17 protein-coding genes are annotated in these 18880 nt (G+C 69.2%); 2 read left to right on the top strand and 15 right to left on the bottom strand.

The window, feature by feature from the left end; translation table 11 throughout:
• Positions 1–4: 4 nt before the first annotated feature.
• The 4 genes from QTI20_RS21050 to QTI20_RS21035 form a co-directional block, all read right to left on the bottom strand.
• Positions 5–529 (bottom strand): M48 metallopeptidase family protein, encoded by a 525-nt coding sequence (locus tag QTI20_RS21050; protein WP_286554562.1) that lies wholly within the window; start codon positions 527–529, stop codon positions 5–7.
• Positions 526–1806, bottom strand: a complete 1281-nt coding sequence (locus QTI20_RS21045) for an Hsp70 family protein (RefSeq protein WP_286554563.1) — start codon at positions 1804–1806, stop codon at positions 526–528. The genes QTI20_RS21050 and QTI20_RS21045 overlap by 4 nt, the downstream gene beginning before the upstream one ends.
• Positions 1803–3323: a lysine--tRNA ligase gene (gene lysS / locus QTI20_RS21040; RefSeq protein WP_286554565.1), complete on the bottom strand. Its 1521-nt coding sequence runs from the start codon at positions 3321–3323 to the stop codon at positions 1803–1805. Before lysS ends, QTI20_RS21045 begins: the two co-directional genes overlap by 4 nt.
• An 82-nt stretch (positions 3324–3405) precedes the next feature.
• Positions 3406–4056, bottom strand: coding sequence for an LON peptidase substrate-binding domain-containing protein (locus QTI20_RS21035; RefSeq protein ID WP_286554566.1), 651 nt, complete (start codon positions 4054–4056; stop codon positions 3406–3408).
• Between the two features lie 141 nt (positions 4057–4197).
• Between QTI20_RS21035 and QTI20_RS21030 the strand changes: the two genes are divergently transcribed.
• Positions 4198–4752, top strand: coding sequence for a YggT family protein (locus QTI20_RS21030; protein ID WP_286554568.1), 555 nt, complete (start codon positions 4198–4200; stop codon positions 4750–4752).
• 220 nt (positions 4753–4972) lie between these two features.
• On the opposite strand, the gene accD is transcribed toward QTI20_RS21030, so the two are convergent.
• The 7 genes from accD to asd all read right to left on the bottom strand — a co-directional run bounded on the left by accD (position 4973) and on the right by asd (position 13694).
• Positions 4973–5845, bottom strand: a complete 873-nt coding sequence (accD, locus tag QTI20_RS21025; RefSeq protein WP_183024473.1) for an acetyl-CoA carboxylase, carboxyltransferase subunit beta — start codon at positions 5843–5845, stop codon at positions 4973–4975.
• 95 nt (positions 5846–5940) lie between these two features.
• Complete coding sequence (gene trpA / locus QTI20_RS21020; RefSeq protein WP_286554570.1) at positions 5941–6786, bottom strand: tryptophan synthase subunit alpha; 846 nt, start codon at positions 6784–6786, stop codon at positions 5941–5943.
• Positions 6787–6874: 88 nt separating this feature from the next.
• Positions 6875–8140, bottom strand: a complete 1266-nt coding sequence (trpB, locus tag QTI20_RS21015) for a tryptophan synthase subunit beta (RefSeq protein WP_286554571.1) — start codon at positions 8138–8140, stop codon at positions 6875–6877.
• Between the two features lie 50 nt (positions 8141–8190).
• The gene (locus tag QTI20_RS21010; protein WP_286554573.1) at positions 8191–8871 is read right to left on the bottom strand and encodes a phosphoribosylanthranilate isomerase; all 681 of its coding nucleotides are present in this window, start codon (positions 8869–8871) and stop codon (positions 8191–8193) included.
• The gene (gene truA / locus QTI20_RS21005; RefSeq protein ID WP_286554575.1) at positions 8868–9689 is read right to left on the bottom strand and encodes a tRNA pseudouridine(38-40) synthase TruA; all 822 of its coding nucleotides are present in this window, start codon (positions 9687–9689) and stop codon (positions 8868–8870) included. The genes QTI20_RS21010 and truA overlap by 4 nt, the downstream gene beginning before the upstream one ends.
• A 37-nt stretch (positions 9690–9726) precedes the next feature.
• Complete coding sequence (locus tag QTI20_RS21000) at positions 9727–12315, bottom strand: FimV/HubP family polar landmark protein (protein WP_286574256.1); 2589 nt, start codon at positions 12313–12315, stop codon at positions 9727–9729.
• 221 nt (positions 12316–12536) lie between these two features.
• Positions 12537–13694: an aspartate-semialdehyde dehydrogenase gene (gene asd, locus QTI20_RS20995; RefSeq protein ID WP_286554577.1), complete on the bottom strand. Its 1158-nt coding sequence runs from the start codon at positions 13692–13694 to the stop codon at positions 12537–12539.
• A gap of 277 nt (positions 13695–13971) precedes the next feature.
• On the opposite strand from asd, the gene QTI20_RS20990 reads away from it, so the two are divergent.
• Entirely contained in the window at positions 13972–14418 is a 447-nt protein-coding gene (locus QTI20_RS20990) for an SRPBCC family protein (protein ID WP_286554578.1), read from the top strand.
• A 51-nt stretch (positions 14419–14469) separates the two neighbouring features.
• Here the strand turns inward: QTI20_RS20990 and leuB are convergent, their stop codons facing one another.
• From leuB to QTI20_RS20970, 4 genes are all read right to left on the bottom strand, one after another.
• Positions 14470–15537, bottom strand: coding sequence for a 3-isopropylmalate dehydrogenase (gene leuB, locus QTI20_RS20985; RefSeq protein ID WP_286554579.1), 1068 nt, complete (start codon positions 15535–15537; stop codon positions 14470–14472).
• 40 nt (positions 15538–15577) lie between these two features.
• The gene (leuD, locus tag QTI20_RS20980) at positions 15578–16234 is read right to left on the bottom strand and encodes a 3-isopropylmalate dehydratase small subunit (RefSeq protein ID WP_286554580.1); all 657 of its coding nucleotides are present in this window, start codon (positions 16232–16234) and stop codon (positions 15578–15580) included.
• Positions 16235–16381: 147 nt separating this feature from the next.
• On the bottom strand, positions 16382–17803 hold the full coding sequence (gene leuC, locus QTI20_RS20975) for a 3-isopropylmalate dehydratase large subunit (protein ID WP_286554581.1): 1422 nt from the start codon (positions 17801–17803) through the stop codon (positions 16382–16384).
• A 47-nt stretch (positions 17804–17850) separates the two neighbouring features.
• The gene (locus tag QTI20_RS20970) at positions 17851–18801 is read right to left on the bottom strand and encodes a LysR family transcriptional regulator (RefSeq protein WP_183025600.1); all 951 of its coding nucleotides are present in this window, start codon (positions 18799–18801) and stop codon (positions 17851–17853) included.
• Between the last annotated feature and the right edge of the window lie 79 nt (positions 18802–18880).

Below are 18880 nucleotides of genomic sequence, written 5' to 3'. Positions count from 1 at the left end.
CTCTTCAGGGCCCGGCGTTGTCCGGCTCGGCGTCCCACAGCCGCGCGCCACCGGTGTCGAGGTGCGTCAGGTAGAGCCGCAGGTCGAACTCGCGCTGGTGGTAGTCGGGGTCCATGTGCGTGCACAGCGCATAGAAGGCCTTGTCGTGCTCGCGCTCCTTCATGTGCGCGAGCTCGTGCACCACGATCATCCGCAGCCACTCGAGCGGCACCGCCTTGAACAGGCTGGCCACGCGGATCTCGCGCTTGGCCTTGAGCTTGCTGCCCTGCACGCGCGAGACCGTGGTGTGGGTGCCCAGCGCGTGGCGGATCACGTGCAGCTTGCTGTCGAACATCACCTTGGACAGCGGGTCGGCGTTGCGCAGGAACTCGGTCTTGAGCCCCGTCACGTAGTCGTACAGCGCGCGGTCGGTGCGCACGGCGTGCATCGCCGGATAACGCTTGAGCAGCATGGGCGCCAGCCCCTGCGCGGCGATCAGCTCGCGCACCTGCGCCTGCAGCGCAGGCGGGTAGTGCGCGAGGTATTTCACGCCGTGCTGGCGGCCTTGCGCGTGGCCCGTGCCGCGTAGGCCAGGCCCGCGGCCACGCCGCCGAACAGGTCGCCCTCGACCAGCTTGACGCCGGCGAAGCTGCGCCGCAGCGCATCCTGGAAGGGCCGCAGCGCCGAGGAGCCGCCGGTCAGGTAGATCGCGTCGAGGTCGTGGCTGCGCAGGCCGGCGCGGCGCACGCATTCGTGCGCGCTGGCCACCACCTTGCCCAGCGCATCGGCCAGCTGCTCGGCCATGTCCTGCGGCGTCAGCGAGGCGCCCAGGCCGGCCTCGGCAAAGGACAGGTCGATGGTCACGGCCTCGTCGCCGATCGAGCTCTGGATCTTGGCCTGCTCGACCTCGCTCGCGATGCGGTGGCCGTAGCGCTCTTCCAGCACCGTCATGAGCCGCGCGTGCAACCGCGTGTCGGCATAGCTGGTGCGCAGTTCCTGCGCCTGGCGCACCGCCTTGGGCGCGTAGAGCCAGTTGATCAGGTGCCAGGACGAGAGCTCGAAGAAGACCTTGCTCGGCACCTCGCGCCCGCGCGCGTCGTGGTGTCGGAAGCCCAGCAGCGGCATCACGCGCTCGAGGTTCAGCCGCTGGTCGAAGTCGGTGCCGCCGATGTGCACGCCGCTGGTGGCCAGCACGTCGTCGCTGCGCTCGGGGCGCACCGCACGCTCGGGGCCGAGCCGGACCACGGTGAAGTCGGAGGTGCCGCCGCCGATGTCGACGATCAGGATCACCGATTCCTTGCGCACGCGCTGCTCGTAGTCGAAGGCCGCGGCGATCGGCTCGAACTGGAAGGCGATCTCGCGGAAGCCCGCGGCGCGCGCGGCCAGGCGCAGGCTGTCCTCGGCCTGGCGGTCGCGCTTGGCGTCGTCGTCGACGAAATGCACCGGCCGGCCGAGCACCACGCGCTCGGGCCGGTGGCCCAGCGTCTGTTCGGCGCGCGTGCCCAGCTCGTGCAGGAAGCGCGCGACGATGTCCTGGAAGCTGATCAGCCCGTCGTAGACGGCCGTGGTCTCCTGCATCAGCGAACTGCCGAGCAGGCTCTTGAGCGAGCGCATCAGCCGGCCTTCGACGCCGGCCAGGTACATGGCGACGGCATCGCGGCCGAAGTGGGTCGTGCGGTCTTCGGCGTTGTAGAACAGGGCGGTCGGCATGGTGGTGGCCGTGCCCTCGAGCGGCAGCGCTTCCGCGATGCCGCCATCGATCGCCCAGGCGATCGCGGAGTTGGAGGTGCCGAAATCGATGCCGATGCCGGCGTTCGTCGCGTTCAAGCTTCTCGACGCAGTGCGGGGAACAGGATCACGTCGCGGATGCTCGGCGAGTCGGTCAGCAGCATCATGAAGCGGTCGATGCCGATGCCGCAGCCGCCGGTGGGCGGCATGCCGTACTCGAGCGCGCGCACGAAGTCGTGGTCGTAGAACATGGCTTCGTCGTCGCCCGAATCCTTGGCCGCGACCTGCGCGTTGAAGCGCGCGGCCTGGTCCTCGGCGTCGTTGAGCTCGCTGAAGCCGTTGCCGAACTCGCGGCCGGTGATGTAGAGCTCGAAGCGCTCGGTGACTTCGGGGCGCTCGTCGTTGGCGCGGGCCAGCGGCGAGATTTCGGTCGGGTGCTCCATGATGAAGGTCGGCTGCCAGAGCTTCTCTTCGACGGTTTCCTCGAAGTACAGCACCTGCAGGCTCGCCAGGCTGCGCTGCGAGAGCTTGTCCTTCTCTTCGCTCAGGCCGAGCTTGCGCAGGGCGTTGATCAGCCAGGTCGTGTCGTCGACGTTCTCGCCAGCGTCGGTGTGCTTGACGATGGCTTCGCGGATCGTGAGCCGCTCGAAGGGCTGGCTCAGGTCGACGGCCTTGCCTTGGTAAGTCAGCTGCTCGCCGCCGGTGGTCTTCTTCGCGATCGTGCGGATGATCAGTTCGGTGAAGTCCATCAGGTCCTGGTAGTTCCAGTAGGCCGCGTAGAACTCCATCATCGTGAACTCGGGGTTGTGCCGCACCGAGATGCCCTCGTTGCGGTAGCTCCGGTTGATCTCGAACACGCGTTCGAAGCCGCCCACTATCAGGCGCTTGAGGTAGAGCTCGGGCGCGATGCGCAGGAACATCTCCTGGTCGAGCGCGTTGTGGTGCGTCTTGAAGGGCTTGGCGTTGGCGCCGCCCGGAATCGGGTGCAGCATGGGCGTCTCGACCTCGAGGAAGTCGTTGGCCACCATGAACTCGCGCAGCGCGCTCACGGCCTTGCTGCGCGCCTTGAAGCGGTCGCGTGCCGATTCGTCGGTGATCAGGTCGACGTAGCGCTGGCGGTACTTCTGCTCCTGGTCGGCCATGCCGTGGAACTTGTCGGGCAGCGGGCGCAGGCTCTTGGTGAGCAGGCGCAGCGACGTCACCTTGACCGACAGCTCGCCGGTCTTGGTCTTCATCAGCGTGCCTTCGGCGCCGACGATGTCGCCCAGGTCCCAGCGCTTGAAGTCGGCGTAGACCTCTTCGCCCAGCGCGTCGCGCGTCACGTAGAGCTGGATGCGGCCGGTGGCGTCCTGCACCGAGGCGAAGCTGGCCTTGCCCATCACGCGCTTGAGCATCATGCGGCCGGCGACGCTGACCGTCACGGGCTGGACTTCTAGCGACTCGGCCGTGGCTTCGCCGTGCGAGGCGGCCAGGCCCACGGCGCGGTGCGCAGGCTTGAAGTCGTTGGGGAAGGCGACGCCCTGGCCGGCGCGCAGCGCCTTGAGTTTCTCGCGCCGCTCGGCCATCAATTGGTTTTCGTCGATTGCGGGAGCGGGGGAGGTCGTAGGTTCGGTCATGGGCAAGGGTCTGGAGGGCACGAGCGGTGCCGCGCGAAGCCCGTGATTTTAGCCCGCCGTCCCCTGGCGGGCGCCGGTGCGATCAGCCGGCGATGTTGTGCCGCGCCAGCAGGTCGCTCACCAGTTCCAGCCGCATCAGCGGGCTGTCGAGCTCCATCAGCCGCTGCTTGAGCGTGTTCTGCATGGGCAGCAGCTCCGACCAGCGGTTGGCGACCCAGCCGCAGTCGTCGAAGCGGTAGGGCGCGGCGATCGGCAGGCGCAGGTCTTCGTCCTGCGCGGCGATGCGCCGCTGCTCCAGCGTGTCGACCAGCCGGCGCAGCGCGTCGGCCGCATGCTGCAGGTCGCTCGGGATGCCGAGCGCGACGTCGTCGGGCATCGCGTCGACCTCGGCGGTCCAGAGGCCGTGCTTCTGCAGTTCGCTGCTGCGGACCTCGAAGCGCTGCGTGCCCAGGCATTCGATCTCGAACAGGCCGGGCTGCGGGCTGTGCAGGCTGCGGATGGTGGCCAGCGTGCCGACGGTGGAGAAACGTTCGACGCCCGCGCCGGCCGCGCGCACCTCGGCGCCGGCCGTCAGGCTCACCACGCCGAAGGGCAGGCCCTGTTTGTGGCATTTGCCGATCAGGTCCAGGTAGCGCACCTCGAAGATGCGCAGCGGCAGGTAGCCGCCGGGAAACAGCACCGATCCCAGCGGGAACAGCGGCAGCGGCGAAGGAAGCGGGGCGGAGGGCGGCATGGTGTCGGCAGGACAAGTTCGCGCAAGGCACACCGTAGCAGATGCGCAGGCGCGTGTCAGAGACCCTTGCACTCCTGCGTCGAAGCGCCTGGCCGGCGGCGCGCATGACTATCATCCCTGTCCCTTCACGCCGCACGCGCCATGCTCTACCAGATCCCCTCTTTCCTGCTCGATGTGATCGTGGGCCTGCTGGGCGGCGCCTGCCTGCTGCGGCTGTACATGCAGTACCACCGCGTGCCCTTCGGCAACCCGCTGGGCCGCTTCGTGTTCGCGGTGAGCGACTGGATCGTGATGCCGCTGCGGCGCATCGTGCCCTCGGTCAAGCGCTGGGACCTGGCCAGCGCCGTGGCGGCCTGGCTGCTGGTGATGGTGAAGTTCCTGCTGCTGTTGCTGCTGGTCGGCCAGTTCGGCCGCATCGCGATCCTGCCGCTGGTCTCGCTGATCGGCCTGCTGCAGCTGGTGGTCTCGGGCCTGACGGCCCTGCTGCTGGTCTACGCGGTGCTGTCGTGGGTGCCCGGCGCCTCGGCCATGCTGCTCGACCTGGTGTCGCGCCTGGCCGAGCCCATCGTGCGCCCGCTGCGCCGCATCATTCCGCTGGTCGGCGGCATCGACCTCTCGCCCCTGGCCGCCATCGTGCTGCTGCAGGTCGTGGCCATCGTGCTGGGCAACCTGATGGCGCGGGTGTTCATGATCTGAACCTAGGGCTCAGTCCGGCATCGATGCCAGAGACACCGCGGAACCGGCTTTGCCGGGCCGCTGGTGTCGCCCCCAGAGAGGGGGAAGGTGAGGCGACACGCAGTGCGCGAGGCTCGGGGGAGAGCCAAGTGCTACCGCGGAACCGGCTTTGCCGGGCCGCTGGTGTCGCCCCCTGGGGGGAAGGCAAAGCGACACGCAGTGCGCGAAGCCCTCGGGGGGGTCAAAGAATCGCGTCGGCGGGCTGGCGCAAGAGCATCGCCAGGGTGCTGGCAATCGTCTTGCGCAGCTCGCGCCGGTCGCTGATGAAGTCGATCGCGCCCTTGGTCTGCAGGAACTCGGCGCGCTGGAAGCCTTCGGGCAGCGTCACGCGCACGGTGGATTCGATCACGCGCGGGCCGGCGAAGCCGATCAGCGCCTTGGGCTCGGCGATCACCACGTCGCCCACGAAGGCGAAGCCGGCGCTCACGCCGCCCATGGTCGGGTCGGTCAGCACGCTGATGTAGGGCAGGCCCTTCTTCGCCAGGTGCGTGAGGGCGGAATTGGTCTTGGCCATCTGCATCAGCGACAGCAGGCCTTCCTGCATGCGCGCGCCGCCGGTGGCGGTGAAGCAGATGAAGGGCACCTTCTGCTCGATCGCGGTCTCGACGCCGCGCACGAAGCGCTCGCCCACCACGCTGCCCATGCTGCCGCCCATGAATTCGAATTCGAAGCAGGCCACGACCACGTTGATGCTGTGGACCGAGCCGCCCATGACGATCAGCGCGTCGGTCTCGCCGGTGTTCTCCAGCGCTTCCTTGAGCCGCTCGGGGTACTTGCGGCTGTCCTTGAACTTGAGCGCGTCGACCGGCAGCACTTCCTGGCCCAGTTCGTAGCGGCCTTCGGGGTCGAGGAAGGCGTCGAGCCGTGCCCGTGCGCCGATGCGGTGGTGGTGGCTGCAGCTCGGGCAGACGTTCTGGTTGTGCTCGAGGTCGGTCTTGTAGAGCACGGTCTCGCAGCTGGGGCACTTGATCCAGAGGCCTTCGGGCATCTGGCGGCGTTCGCTGGGGTCGGTCTGGGCGATCTTCGGGGGTAGCAGTTTTTCAAGCCAGCTCATGGGCAATCCTATGTTTTCGCGTGGGCGGGCCCGCGCGACGATCTGCTCCCCTCTCCCACCATGTGAAAGAGGGGCTGGGGTCAGGCAACGGGCAATTATCTGCCAGCCGCGTTCTTGGGGGTAGCCGCGGGCAGGGCGTCCAGTGCGTCGCGGATGCCGGCCAGGAATTCGCGCACCGCCGGCACCACCTTCTCGCGCGGCTGGCCGTCGATCAGCTGGATGATCCGGGTGCCGATCACCACCGCGTCGGCGGCCGAGCCGACCGCCTGCGCCGTGGCCGCGTCGCGGATGCCGAAGCCCACGCCCACCGGCACGCTCACATGCTGGCGGATGCGCGGAACCATGCGGCCGACCGCCTCGGTGTCGAGGTGGCCGGCGCCGGTCACGCCCTTGAGCGACACGTAGTAGACATAGCCGGTCGCGATGCGCCCGACCTGCGCCATGCGCTCGTCGGTGCTGGTGGGGGCCAGCAGGAAGATCAGGTCGATGCCGGCCGCGCGCAGCTCGGCCGCGAAGTCCTCGCACTCCTCGGGCGGGTAGTCGACCACCAGCAGGCCGTCGACGCCGGCCGCGGCCGCGTCGCGGATGAAGCTGCCCGCGCCGTGCACGCCGTTGTAGCGCTCGACCGGGTTGGCGTAGCCCATCAGCACGACCGGCGTGTGGTCGTTGGTCTCACGGAAGGCCGCGACCATGGCCAGCACCTGCTTCGTGCCCACGCCCAGCGCCAGCGCGGCCTCGCCGGCCTTCTGGATCACCGGGCCGTCGGCCATGGGGTCGGAAAAAGGCACGCCCAGCTCGATCACGTCGGCACCGGCCTCGACCATGCCGTGCATGAGTTCGGGCGTGATGTCGGCATAGGGGAAGCCGGCGGTGACGTAGGGCACGAGCGCGCGGCGCCCGTCTTTCTGCAGTGCCTCGAAGGCGGCGGCGATGCGGCTCATGGTGCCTCCTGACGAGCCGCCTCTAGGGAGGCACGCGCCCCCTCGGGGGGCAGCGAGAACACAAAGTGGCGAGCGTGGGGGTACTTCATCATTTGCCTCCCTTCACGCTCAGGCCGCGCATCGAGGGCCGGTCATAGAAATCGACGCCCGAGAGGTCGGCCACGGTGCCGATGTCCTTGTCGCCGCGGCCCGAGAGGTTCACCAGGATCGACTGGTCGGTGCGCATGGTCTTGGCGAGCTTCATCGCGTGGGCCACGGCGTGGCTGGATTCGAGCGCGGGAATGATGCCCTCCGTGCGGCACAGGTAGTGGAAGGCTTCGAGCGCCTCGGTGTCGGTGATGCCCACGTATTCGGCGCGGCCGATGTCCGCCAGGTAGGCGTGCTCGGGGCCGACGCCCGGGTAGTCGAGGCCGGCGCTGATGCTGTGGGTCTCGGTCACCTGGCCGTCCTCGTTCTGCAGCAGGTAGGTGCGGTTGCCGTGCAGCACGCCCGAGCTGCCGCGCAGGATCGAGGCCGAATGCTTGCCGCTGTCCAGGCCTTCGCCCGCGGCCTCGACGCCGATCAGGCGGGTGCCGGCGAAGGGAATGTAGGGGTGGAAGATGCCCATCGCGTTGCTGCCGCCGCCCACGCAGGCGACCACCGCGTCGGGCTGGCGGCCGTCGCCCAGCAGGCCCTGGGCCGCCAGCATCGAGGGCATCTGTTCGATGCATTCGGTGCCGATCACGCTCTGAAAGTCGCGCACCATGGTCGGGTAGGGGTGCGGGCCGGCCACGGTGCCGATGATGTAGAAGGTGTTCTCCACGTTCGTGACCCAGTCGCGCATCGCCTCGTTGAGCGCGTCCTTGAGCGTCTTGCTGCCCGATTCCACCGGCACCACCGTGGCGCCCAGCAGGTTCATGCGGTAGACGTTGGGGCTCTGGCGCTGCACGTCCTGGCTGCCCATGTAGACCACGCATTCGAGGCCGTAGCGCGCGCAGATGGTGGCGGTGGCCACGCCGTGCTGGCCGGCGCCGGTCTCGGCGATCACGCGCGGCTTGCCCATGCGGCGCGCGAGCATGGCCTGGCCGATCACGTTGTTGATCTTGTGGGCGCCGGTGTGGTTCAGGTCCTCGCGCTTGAGATAGATCTGCGCGCCGCCGACCTCCCGGCTGGTGCGCGCCGCGTGGTAGATCGGCGAGGGCCGGCCCACGAAGTGCTTGAGCTCGTAGTGGAATTCGGCCAGGAAGTCCGGGTCGTCCTTGAACTTGGCGTAGGCATCGCGCAGTTCCGCGATGGCATGGGTGAGCGTCTCGCTCGCGAAGCTGCCGCCGTAGGGGCCGAAATGGCCGCTGGCATCGGGTTGCTGGTAGGTCATAGGTCTCGATTCGATGGGCCGCGCCCGTCGGAAACGAGACGGTGCGGCGGTCAGGAGGATGCGAGCTCGGCGGCCCTGACGGCCGCGACGAAATCGCGGATCTTGGCGGCGTCCTTGATGCCCTTGGACATCTCGACGCCGGAACTCACGTCAACGGCCAGCGACAGGCAGCGCGGCCGGAGCTGGCGAATGCCATCGGCCACGTTTGCAGGTGTGAGTCCACCACTCAAGACGAGGTGAGCGTCGACGGCGGGTGGAAGAAGTGACCAATCGAATGCCTTGCCGCCACCGCCATAACCGTCGACATGGGCGTCGAGCAGGATGGCCTGGGCGTGGGAGAAATCGGAAGCGTATTTTACGAGGTTGAAGCCTGCCCCTGCCAGACCCAGCGGAATACGGGCCGCGCGCAGGAAGCGGTGGGCGCCCCGGCCGCTGGCGGCCAAGCACTGCGCGGGCGACTCGTCGCCATGGAACTGGGCCATCGCCCCCGGCACGCGGGCCAGCGCCGCCACGGTGTTTTCCGGCGTCTCGTTGACGAACAGCAGCACCGGCGTGACGAAGGGCGGCAGCCGCGACGCGAGTTCGGCGGCGCGCTCGGCGCTCACGGCGCGCGGGCTGGCCGGGTAGAGCACGAAACCGACGGCGTCGACGCCGGCATCCACGGCCGCGTCGACGTCCTGTTCACGGGTGAGGCCGCAGACCTTGATGCGGATGCGCGAGGCGGAAGTCATGGCGAAGCATCATACGCAGCGCCCTCGGCCTGCCAGGTCGACTCCGGCGGGAGGCCCCAGGCCGCGTCGTAGAGCGGGCCGACGAAGTAGAGGCCGTCGGCGGAGAAGGTGGGCGCGGCGACCTTGCGGCTGCGCGCGGCCAGCACCTCGGCGATCCATTCGGGCCGCGCGTCGCCGCGGCCGACGCGCACCAGGCAGCCCATGAGGTTGCGGATCATGTGGTGCAGGAAGGCGTCGGCCTCGAACTCGAAGTGCCAGTGGCAGCGCTCGCCGTCGGGCGAGGCGTCGTGCTGCGTGATGGCGATGCGGCGCAGCGTCTTGACCGGCGAACGTGCCTGGCAGGCCGAGGCGCGAAAGGAGCTGAAGTCGTGCTGGCCGATCAGCAGCGCGGCCGCGGCACGCATCGCGTCGCCGTCCAGCGGGTACATCGACCAGCCGACGCGGCCGGCATCGAGGCTGGGGCGCACCGGCGACTGCGACAGCACGTAGCGGTAGCGGCGCGCCAGCGCGCTGGCGCGGCAGTGGAAGGCGTCGGGCACCGGGTGGGCCCACTGGAGCGCGATGTCCGGCGGCAGGTAGCGGTTGGTGCCGCGCACCCAGGAAAAGGGCGTGCGTTCGATGTCGGTGTCGAAGTGCACCACCTGGTTCAGCCCATGCACGCCGGTGTCGGTGCGGCCCGCGCAGAGCGTGGAGATGGGCCGGTCGGCGAAACGCGCCAGGGCGGCTTCGAGCTTGTCCTGCACGGTCTGGCCCGAGAGCTGGCTCTGCCAGCCCTGGTAGGCCTGGCCGTTGTAGCGGACGCCGAGGGCCAGCCTCACGGGAAAACGGGGGCCGCGGTCGGTGCGGCGCGCGTGTTCAAGCCCACTCGGCGAGCAGCTGCCTCGCCTGGGTCTTCAGGTCGCCGACGCTTTCGGCTTCGACTTCTTCGACCAGCGAACGCGCGCCTTCGGTGTCGCCCAGCGCCTGCAGCTCGCGCGCCAGCGACAGCTTGATGGCGTGCGGGTTGTCGGCGCCCTCGTCCAGCGCTTCGAGGCGGCCCGGTTCCGTGGGGCCCGAATCGCGGCCGTTCAGGCCCGACAGCGCGCTCATGTCGAACTCGATGAAGCCCGAGTCGTCCTTGGGTTCGGCGCGCAGGGGCGCGGGGCGGGTGTGCTCGTCGACCGGCAGCGACAGCGACAGGCCGGGTGTCTCCAGGGCGCCGGGGGCGGTGTTGAAGTCGGTGTCGAAGTCGTTCGATGCGTCGTGCTCGGCGGGCAGCGCCGGCGGTGCCTCCTGCGGGGTCCGGCCGAAGCGCGTCGGCGCGGGGCTGGTCGGGTGGGGCAGGTTGGCCTGGATCGCCGGCTGCTCGGTGATCGGCGCCGTCATGGTCGTGGGGTAGGCGTCGGGCGTCTGGAGGTCGAGGTCGAAATCCAGCGGCGCGACCGAGGAGACGAAGGCCGGCGGCGGCGGCACCGCCACGGGGGGCGGTGGCGGGGGCGGCGTCAGGGCGGCGGCGGCCACGGCGACCGCGGCCACCGGCAGGGCGGCTTCGGCCACCGGGCGCACGCCCGCTTCATAGAGCGGGTTGCCCGGGTCCAATTCCTTGCCCATGTCGACCACGCGGTTCCAGTCGCTGCCGGTGCCGCCGGTGAGCTTGTGGACATCGGCGGCCAGTGCTTCGTAGGCGCGCAGGTCGCGGCGCTTGGCGTGGATCTCGAGCAGCTTGAGATGGATGGCCACGCGCTCCGGGTTGATGCGCAGCGCCTCGCGCAGGATCTCCTCGGCCTGCAGGTCGCGGCCGTAGGCCAGGTAGACGTCGGCCTCGGCCACCGGGTCCACGTCGCCGGTGTCGAGCTGGCTGGGCGAGTACGACAGCGAGGACACCACGGAATTGCGGTTCTTGGTGTCCACCGATTCGCCGCCGCTGGCCGCGAAGAAGGAGTCCTTGGGCAGCCGGCTTTCCAGGAACACGCTCTCGCCGGCGTCGCGGCGCCGGCTCTGGGTCAGGCGGTAGGCCAGGAAGGCCAGCAGCAGCAGGATCAGCGCGCCGCCGCCCAGCATCAGCGGGTTGCTCAGCAGATCGTCGAGGAAATGGGGCTCGGCGGCGGGCGCCGCGGCGGCCGCGGGCGTCTGCGGGCTCGCGGCGGAGGCGCCGGCCGCGGGCGGTGTCGCCGGCGCGGTGGGCGCCGCCGTGGCGGCCGCCAGCGCGGCGGGTGCCACGACCGCGGGCAGGGTGCCGGATGCGCCTGCTGCCGGCGTGGCAGCGGCTGCCGTCGGGGGCGCGGGCGTCGCGGCGGGGCTTGTCGCGGTCGCGGCCGCGGGTGCGCCGGCGGGCGCCGCCGTGCCGGCCGGTGCGGGCGTCGTCGCGCCGCCGTTCTGCAGCTTGTTCAACTCGCTGATGTTCTTGGAGAGCTCCGCCAGGCGGGCGTTGCTTTCCTGCGCCTGGCGCGCCTGGGCCAGCTTGTCGTCGGCGGCGCGGGCCTGCGCGATGGTCAGCTTGTCGGGCGACGCCGCGATGGCGTTGCGGTCCTGGACGTTGGCCTGCAGCTTGCCCGTGGCCTGCCGATCGGCGCTCGCGACCTGGGTGCCCGGTGCGTTGTCGGCCAGCCGGCGCCGGTAGTCGCCGAAGTCGCGGCTCTGGGCGATCACGGTGCGGCGTGCCTCGGCCGCGGGCGTGGCCGTGGCCTGCGCGGCACTCGGCAGATCGAGTACCGCGCCCGCGCGCACGCGGTTCACGTTGCCGTTGATGAAGGCGTTGGGGTTGGCGCGCAGCAGGGCCACGAGCATCTGGTCGAGCGAGACCTCGGCCGGCTTGTAGGCGCCGGCGATCTTGCTGGCGGTGTCGCCGGTGCGCACCGTGACCTGGCCACCGCCGCCCGTGGCCGCGGCAGCGCGTGCGGCGGGCTCGGCCGGCGCGGGCGCCGGGGGCGGGGGGACGGCCACGGCCGCGGTGGCCGGGCGCGGGCGCGGCGCCACGGGGAGCGGCGCCGCGGCGGGCGGTGTGATCTGGGCTGGCGTCGGCGCGATGGCGGCCATGGCGGTGGACGGGCGGCTGCTGGGCGGGTCCAGCAACACGGTGTAGTCGCGCGTGATCCGGCCCGAGCCCCAGTTGGCTTCGATCACCAGATCGATGAAGGGGTCGGAGACCGAGCGGTTGCTGCTCAGGCGCACCACGTAGCGGCCGTCGGCACGCCGCTGCAGCGTGCTGCGCACGTCCGACAGCGCGCTGTTGTAGGGCACGCCGGCGGTGCGGAAGGTCTCCGGCGATCCGATGTTGACCCGCAGCCCCTCGGCCTCGGCGGCGCTGATCTCGGTGACATCGATCTCCGCGCGCAGCGGTTCGCCCAGCGCCGACTGCACCGTGATCCGGCCCAGCGACAAGGCCTCCGCATCGAATGCCACGCCGCCCAGCGCCAGTGCGATCGCCGCGCCGAGCGCGGACAACGGCGCCCGGCCCGGAAGCATCCGGGGCGGGCGGATGGCCAGAACGCGGGCCGCAGGCAACGGAAGTCTTGTCATGCTAAGGCGGGCACCGCGGCCCGAAAGTGTAAGGGGACGTTAACACCATCATCAGGCACTGACAAGGCGACAGGCCTGTTCGACCCAGTGCGTACCAACTTCGGTGCCGCCGAGTCGTTGCGATGAAGCAACGCACCCCGATGCGGGCCGGGCGGCCCGCATCGGCATCATGCCTCCAGCAGGATCCGCAGCATGCGGCGCAGGGGCTCCGCGGCGCCCCACAGCAGCTGGTCGCCGATGGTGAAGGCGCCGACGTACTCGGGGCCCATCGCCAGCTTGCGGATGCGGCCCACCGGGATGTCCATGGTGCCGGTCACGGCCACGGGGGTCAGGTCCTTGACGGTCGCTTCGCGCGTGTTCGGCACCACCTTGGCCCAGGCGTTGTCGTTGGCGATCAGCGCTTCGATGTCGGCCAGCGGCACGTTCTTCTTGAGCTTGAAGGTCAGGGCCTGGCTGTGGCAGCGCATGGCGCCGATGCGCACGCAGAAGCCGTCGACCGGCGTGGCCGCGGTGCCGAAGCCCGCGCCCTGGCCGAGGATCTTGTTGGTCTCGGCGCCGCCCTTCCACTCTTCCTTGGACACGCCCCACTCGGCGTCGTCCTGGCGCTTGCCGATGCCGAGGTCCTTGTCGATCCAGGGGATCAGCGAGCCGCCCAGCGGGGCGCCGAAGTTGGCGGTCTCGGCGGCCGACAGGTTCTGCTGCTTGTGCAGCACCTTGCGGTCGATCTCGAGGATGGCCGACTTGGGGTCGTCGAGCAGCGAGCGCACTTCGGCGTTGAGCGTGCCGAACTGGGTCAGCAGTTCGCGCATGTGCTGCGCGCCGCCGCCCGAGGCCGCCTGGTAGGTCATGCTGGTCATCCACTCGACCAGGCCGGCCTTGTACAGCGCGCCCACGCCCATCAGCATGCAGCTCACGGTGCAGTTGCCGCCGATCCAGTTCCTGCCGCCCTTGGCGAGCGCGTTCTGGATCACGGGCAGGTTGACCGGGTCCAGCACGATGATCGCGTCGTCGTTCATGCGCAGCGTCGAGGCCGCGTCGATCCAGTGGCCGTTCCAGCCGGCCGCGCGCAGCTTGGGGAAGACCTCGCTGGTGTAGTCGCCGCCCTGGCAGGTGATGACGATGTCGCACTTCTTCAGCGCGTCGATGTCGTGCGCGTCCTGGAGCGTGGTTTCGTTCTTGGCCATCGCCGGGGCCTTGCCGCCGGTGTTGGACGTCGAGAAGAAGACCGGCTCGATCAGGTCGAAGTCCTTCTCTGCCACCATGCGGTCCATCAGGACCGAACCCACCATGCCGCGCCAGCCGACGAGGCCCACCAACTTGCTCATGTCAACGCCCTTCAAAAAGTAAAGATTCCCGCGGTCAGCAACGGCTGAGGGGCCCGGCTCGTCAGGGCCGGGGGAGGGCGCACGACGAACCAGGCTGGATCAGCCCTTAATGGTCGTGGTTTTGATGATGATTGCGCGCACGGCCACATCGGCCGGGGCGGCGGATGCTGGGTTCGGGGTGAACGGACGGGCGGCAAACATGGCGGGCATTGTAGCGGATGTGCGCCGGATGGTGTATGAATGGCCACCCATCCCGATCCCGCCAGGAGACCTGCCCATGCCCACCGGTACCGTCCGTCTGCACCGCATCCTCAAAGCCAAGCCCGAGAAGGTCTACCGCGCCTTCCTCGACGCCGACGCCATGGCCAAGTGGCTGCCGCCCTATGGCTTCGTCTGCAAGGTCCACCAGTTCGAGCCGAAGGTGGGCGGCCGCTTCAAGATGTCCTTCCAGAATTTCTCCACCGGCAATGCGCACGGCTTCGGCGGCGAGTACCTGGAACTGGTGCCCAATGAACGCCTGCGCTACACCGACCGCTTCGACGATCCGAACCTGCCGGGCGAGCTGCAGGTGACGGTGGCGCTCAAGGCCGTGCTGTGCGGCACCGAGCTGCACGTCGTGCAGGAAGGGATTCCGGAAGTGATTCCGGTGGAGATGTGCTACCTGGGCTGGCAGGAGTCGCTGGCGCAGCTCGCCCAGTTGGTCGAGCCCGAGATTCCGGGCTGAACGCGGCCCTGCCGACGCGCCCGCGGGGCGCACGGCAGGGCGCGCGGCGGCTTACAGCGCCTTCAGTACCGCGTTGCCCATCTCCACCGTGCCCACCTTGGTGGTGCCGGCGCTGTGGATGTCGGGCGTGCGCAGGCCCTGGGCCAGCACCTTCTTCACGGCCGCCTCGATGCGCTGGGCCGCTTCTTCCTGGTTCAGCGAGTAGCGCAGCATCATCGCGGCGCTCAGGATGGTCGCCAGCGGGTTGGCCACGCCCTTGCCCGCGATGTCAGGTGCGCTGCCGTGGCTGGGTTCGTACAGGCCCTGGCTGCTCGCGTTGAGCGAGGCCGAGGGCAGCATGCCGATCGAGCCGGTGAGCATGGCCGCTTCGTCCGACAGGATGTCGCCGAACATGTTGCCGGTGACCACCACGTCGAACTTCTTCGGCGCCTTGACCAGCTGCATGGCCGCGTTGTCGACGTACATGTGGTCGAGCTCGACGTCCGGGTACTCCTTGCCCACTTCCGTGACGATGTCCTTCCAGAACTGGAAGGTCTCGAGCACGTTGGCCTTGTCGACGCTGGTCACGCGCTTGCTGCGCTTGCGCGCGGCCTCGAAGGCGACGCGCGCGATGCGCTCGACCTCGGGGCGCGAGTAGCGCATCGTGTCGAAGGCTTCGTCGGCGCCCGGGAAGTGGCCGTCGACGGCGGTGCGGCGGCCGCGCGGCTGGCCGAAGTAGATGTCGCCGGTCAGCTCGCGGATGATCAGGATGTCCAGGCCCGCGATCAGCTCGGGCTTGAGGCTGGAGGCATCGACCAGCTGTTCGTAGCAGATGGCCGGGCGGAAGTTGGCGAACAGGCCGAGGTTCTTGCGCAGGCCCAGGATCGCCTGCTCGGGGCGGAACTGGCGCTCGAGCGTGTCGTACTTCCAGTCGCCCACGGCGCCGAACAGCACCGCGTCGGATTCCTTCGCGAGCTTGAGCGTGGCGTCGGGCAGCGGATGGCCGTGCGCGTCGTAGGCGGCGCCGCCGACGAGGGCCGTTTCCAGCTCGAACTTCAGGTCGAGCGCGTGGAGCACCTTGACGGCTTCCGCCACGATTTCGGTGCCGATGCCGTCACCTGGGAGAACTGCGATTTTCATGGATTGTTGCTTTTGGATGGAGAGATGAAGAGGGCGATGCTCAGGCGTTGGGGAGCATGGTGTGCGCGAGCCAGGGCTTCTGCGCCAGGCGTTCGGCCTCGAAGGCCTTGATCTTGTCCTTGTGGCGCAGCGTGAGGCCGATGTCGTCCAGGCCGTTGACCAGGCAGTACTTGCGGAAGGCCTGCACGTCGAAGGCGAACTCCTGGCCGTCGGGCTTGACCACCACCTGGCGTTCCAGGTCGATGGTCAGCTGGTAGCCGGGGAAGGCGAAGACCTCGTCGAACAGCTGCGCCACCTGGGCTTCGGGCAGCACGATCGGCAGCAGGCCGTTCTTGAAGCTGTTGTTGAAGAAGATGTCGGCGTAGCTGGGCGCGATGATGGCGCGGAAGCCGTACTGGTCGAGCGCCCAGGGCGCGTGTTCGCGCGACGAACCGCAGCCGAAGTTCTTGCGCGCCAGCAGCACCGAGGCGCCTGCGTAGCGCGGCTGGTTCAGCACGAAGTCGGGGTTGGGCTTGCGGCTGGCCGGGTCCTGGCCGGGGAAGCCGGCGTCGAGGTAGCGCCATTCGTCGAACAGGTTCACGCCGAAGCCGGTCTTGCGGATCGATTTGAGGAACTGCTTGGGAATGATCGCGTCGGTGTCGACGTTCTCGCGGTCCATCGGGGCCACGAGGCCTTGGTGCACGGTGAATTTCTGCATGGGGGGCTCCAATTCGGATACCGGACGCAGAGGTCGCGAAGGTTTCGCGGAGAACGCAGAAGACGAAAACTCTCGAAGTTCTCTTCGTCTTTTTGGCGTCTTGGCGAAGTCTTTGCGTCCTCTGCGGCCGGAAGTTTGTAGTTGAATTCAGGCGAAGGTGCGCACGTCGACGAAGTGCCCGTGCACCGCGGCGGCCGCGGCCATGGCCGGGCTCACCAGGTGGGTGCGGCCACCGGCGCCCTGGCGGCCTTCGAAGTTGCGGTTGGACGTCGATGCGCAGCGCTCGCCGGGCTCGAGCCGGTCGGCGTTCATCGCCAGGCACATCGAGCAGCCGGGCTCGCGCCATTCGAAGCCCGCGGCCTTGAAGATCAGGTCCAGGCCTTCGCGCTCGGCCTGTTCCTTCACCACGCCCGAGCCGGGCACGACCATCGCGAGCTTGACGTTCTTCGCGACCTTCTGGCCCAGCTTTTTCACCACGGCCGCGGCCTCGCGCATGTCCTCGATGCGGCTGTTGGTGCACGAGCCGATGAACACCTTGTCGATGAAGATGTCGTTCATGGCCTTGTTGGGCTCCAGGCCCATGTAGACCAGCGCGCGCTCGATCGCGCCGCGCTTGTTGGCATCTTTTTCCTTGTCGGGATCGGGCACGCGGCCGGTGATCTCGACCACCATCTCGGGCGAGGTGCCCCAGGTCACTTGCGGCGGGATGGTCGCGGCGTCGAGCTCGACCACGGCGTCGAACTTCGCGCCCGGGTCGGACTGCAGCGTGCGCCAGTAGCTCACCGCATGCTCCCATTCCACGCCCGTGGGCGCGAGCGGGCGGCCCTTGACGTAGGCGATGGTCTTCTCGTCGACCGCCACCAGCCCGGCGCGCGCGCCGGCCTCGATGGCCATGTTGCAGACCGTCATCCGGCCTTCCATGCTCAGGTCGCGGATGGCCGAGCCCGCGAACTCGATCGTGTAGCCGGTGCCGCCGGCGGTGCCGATCTTGCCGATGATGGCCAGCACGATGTCCTTGGCGGTGCAGCCCAGCGGCAGCTTGCCCTCGACCTTCACCAGCATGTTCTTCGCCTTCTTGCCCAGCAGGGTCTGCGTGGCCATCACGTGCTCGACCTCGCTGGTGCCGATGCCGTGCGCCAGTGCGCCGAAGGCGCCGTGGGTGGAGGTGTGCGAGTCGCCGCAGACCACTGTCATGCCCGGCAGCGTCGCGCCGCTTTCCGGGCCGATCACGTGCACGATGCCCTGGCGCTTGCTCAGGAAGGGGAAGAAGGCAGCCGCGCCGAACTCGGCGATGTTGTGGTCCAGCGTGGTGACCTGCTCCTTGCTGGTCGGGTCGGCGATGCCTTCGTAGCCGCGCTCCCAGCCGGTGGTGGGCGTGTTGTGGTCGGCCGTGGCCACCACCGAGCTGATGCGCCACAGCTTGCGGCCGGCCTCGCGCAGGCCTTCGAAGGCCTGCGGGCTGGTCACTTCGTGCACCAGGTGGCGGTCGATGTAGAGGATCGCGGTGCCGTCGTCCTCGGTGTGGACGACGTGTTCGTCCCAGATCTTGTCGTAGAGCGTGCGTGCCATGGTCGTCTTCTTTCGTGGGGGATGCTGTTGTCTGTGCGTGGGCGGTGTCAGGCCGCGAGTGCGAGGCCTTCGTTGGCCGCGCCCGAGGCCTGCAGGTGCGCGACCAGCGAGCGCGCGGCCACCGGCAGGGTGGAGAAGTCGCGCGCCACCAGCCGGATCTCGCGCCGCGCCCAGGGGTCGCTCAGCGCGATGCTGGTGAGCCGGCGCCCGATGCCGCCGCGCATGAGTTCGAAGGCATGGCCGGGCATCACGCCGATGCCCAGGCCGTTCTCGATCATGCGGCACATGGCGTCGAGGCCGGTCACGTGGATGCGCAGCTTGATGCTGCGGCCCGCGTCCAGCGCGGCCTGGCGGGTCGCGACGTAGATCGAGCTGTTGGTGTGCAGGCCGACGTGGTCGTATTCCAGCGAATCGGCAAAAGCGAGTTCGGCCCGTTCGGCCAGCGCATGGCCCAGCGGCACGATCAGCACCAGGCGGTCGTGGCGGTACGACAGGCTCTGGAGTTCGCTCGCGCCGTCGGACAGGTAGCAGATGCCCAGGTCGGCCGCGCCTTCGTGCACTGCGCGCTGGACCTCGGCGCTCAGGTGCTCCTCGAGGTCGATCTTGATCTCTTCATGGTCGCGGCGGAAGGCGCCCAGGTCCTCGGGCAGGAACTGCACGATGGCCGAGATGTTGGCGTGCACCCGCACATGGCCGCGCACGCCGTCGGCGTATTCGCTGAGCTCGCCCTGCATCTTCTCCAGGCTGTAGAGCACCGAGCGGGCATGGTGCAGCAGGCTCTCGCCCGCGGGCGTCAGGTCGACGCCGCGCGTGTGGCGGTAGAGCAGCGGCGTGCCCAGCGCCGACTCCAGGTCCGACAGCCGCTTGCTGATGGCCGAGGCCGCGATGAACTCGCGCTCCGCCGCGCGGCCGATGCTGCCCAGCTCGCACACCGCCACGAAGAGCTGGAGCGAGGTGAGGTCGATGCGGCGGGCAAAGGTGCGTTCGGACGCGGTCACGGCGGGGGCATCGTGCTGGAAGATGGTGGGAGGGCTATTGTCCTATAGGGAGAATTTCTCCGCCATCGCGATCCGAGAT

It is taken from the genome of Variovorax sp. J2P1-31 (genome assembly GCF_030317215.1).
GTDB lineage: Bacteria > Pseudomonadota > Gammaproteobacteria > Burkholderiales > Burkholderiaceae_C > Variovorax.
Note: the sequence above shows the minus strand (reverse complement) of the source record. Positions and strands in the feature narration are given on the sequence as shown.

Bases quoted from the DNA above. Each gene is read 5' to 3' on its own strand.
- QTI20_RS21035 (WP_286554566.1), bottom strand. From the start codon at position 4,056: ATGCCGCCCTCCGCCCCGCTTCCTTCGCCGCTGCCGCTGTTCCCGCTG.
- leuD (WP_286554580.1), bottom strand. From the start codon at position 16,234: ATGCAGAAATTCACCGTGCACCAAGGCCTCGTGGCCCCGATGGACCGC.
- leuC (WP_286554581.1), bottom strand. From the start codon at position 17,803: ATGGCACGCACGCTCTACGACAAGATCTGGGACGAACACGTCGTCCAC.
- asd (WP_286554577.1), bottom strand. From the start codon at position 13,694: ATGAGCAAGTTGGTGGGCCTCGTCGGCTGGCGCGGCATGGTGGGTTCG.
- QTI20_RS20990 (WP_286554578.1), top strand. From the start codon at position 13,972: ATGCCCACCGGTACCGTCCGTCTGCACCGCATCCTCAAAGCCAAGCCC.
- trpA (WP_286554570.1), bottom strand. From the start codon at position 6,786: ATGAGCCGCATCGCCGCCGCCTTCGAGGCACTGCAGAAAGACGGGCGC.
- QTI20_RS21030 (WP_286554568.1), top strand. From the start codon at position 4,198: ATGCTCTACCAGATCCCCTCTTTCCTGCTCGATGTGATCGTGGGCCTG.
- QTI20_RS21010 (WP_286554573.1), bottom strand. From the start codon at position 8,871: ATGACTTCCGCCTCGCGCATCCGCATCAAGGTCTGCGGCCTCACCCGT.
- lysS (WP_286554565.1), bottom strand. From the start codon at position 3,323: ATGACCGAACCTACGACCTCCCCCGCTCCCGCAATCGACGAAAACCAA.
- accD (WP_183024473.1), bottom strand. From the start codon at position 5,845: ATGAGCTGGCTTGAAAAACTGCTACCCCCGAAGATCGCCCAGACCGAC.
- leuB (WP_286554579.1), bottom strand. From the start codon at position 15,537: ATGAAAATCGCAGTTCTCCCAGGTGACGGCATCGGCACCGAAATCGTG.
- QTI20_RS21000 (WP_286574256.1), bottom strand. From the start codon at position 12,315: ATGCTTCCGGGCCGGGCGCCGTTGTCCGCGCTCGGCGCGGCGATCGCA.
- trpB (WP_286554571.1), bottom strand. From the start codon at position 8,140: ATGACCTACCAGCAACCCGATGCCAGCGGCCATTTCGGCCCCTACGGC.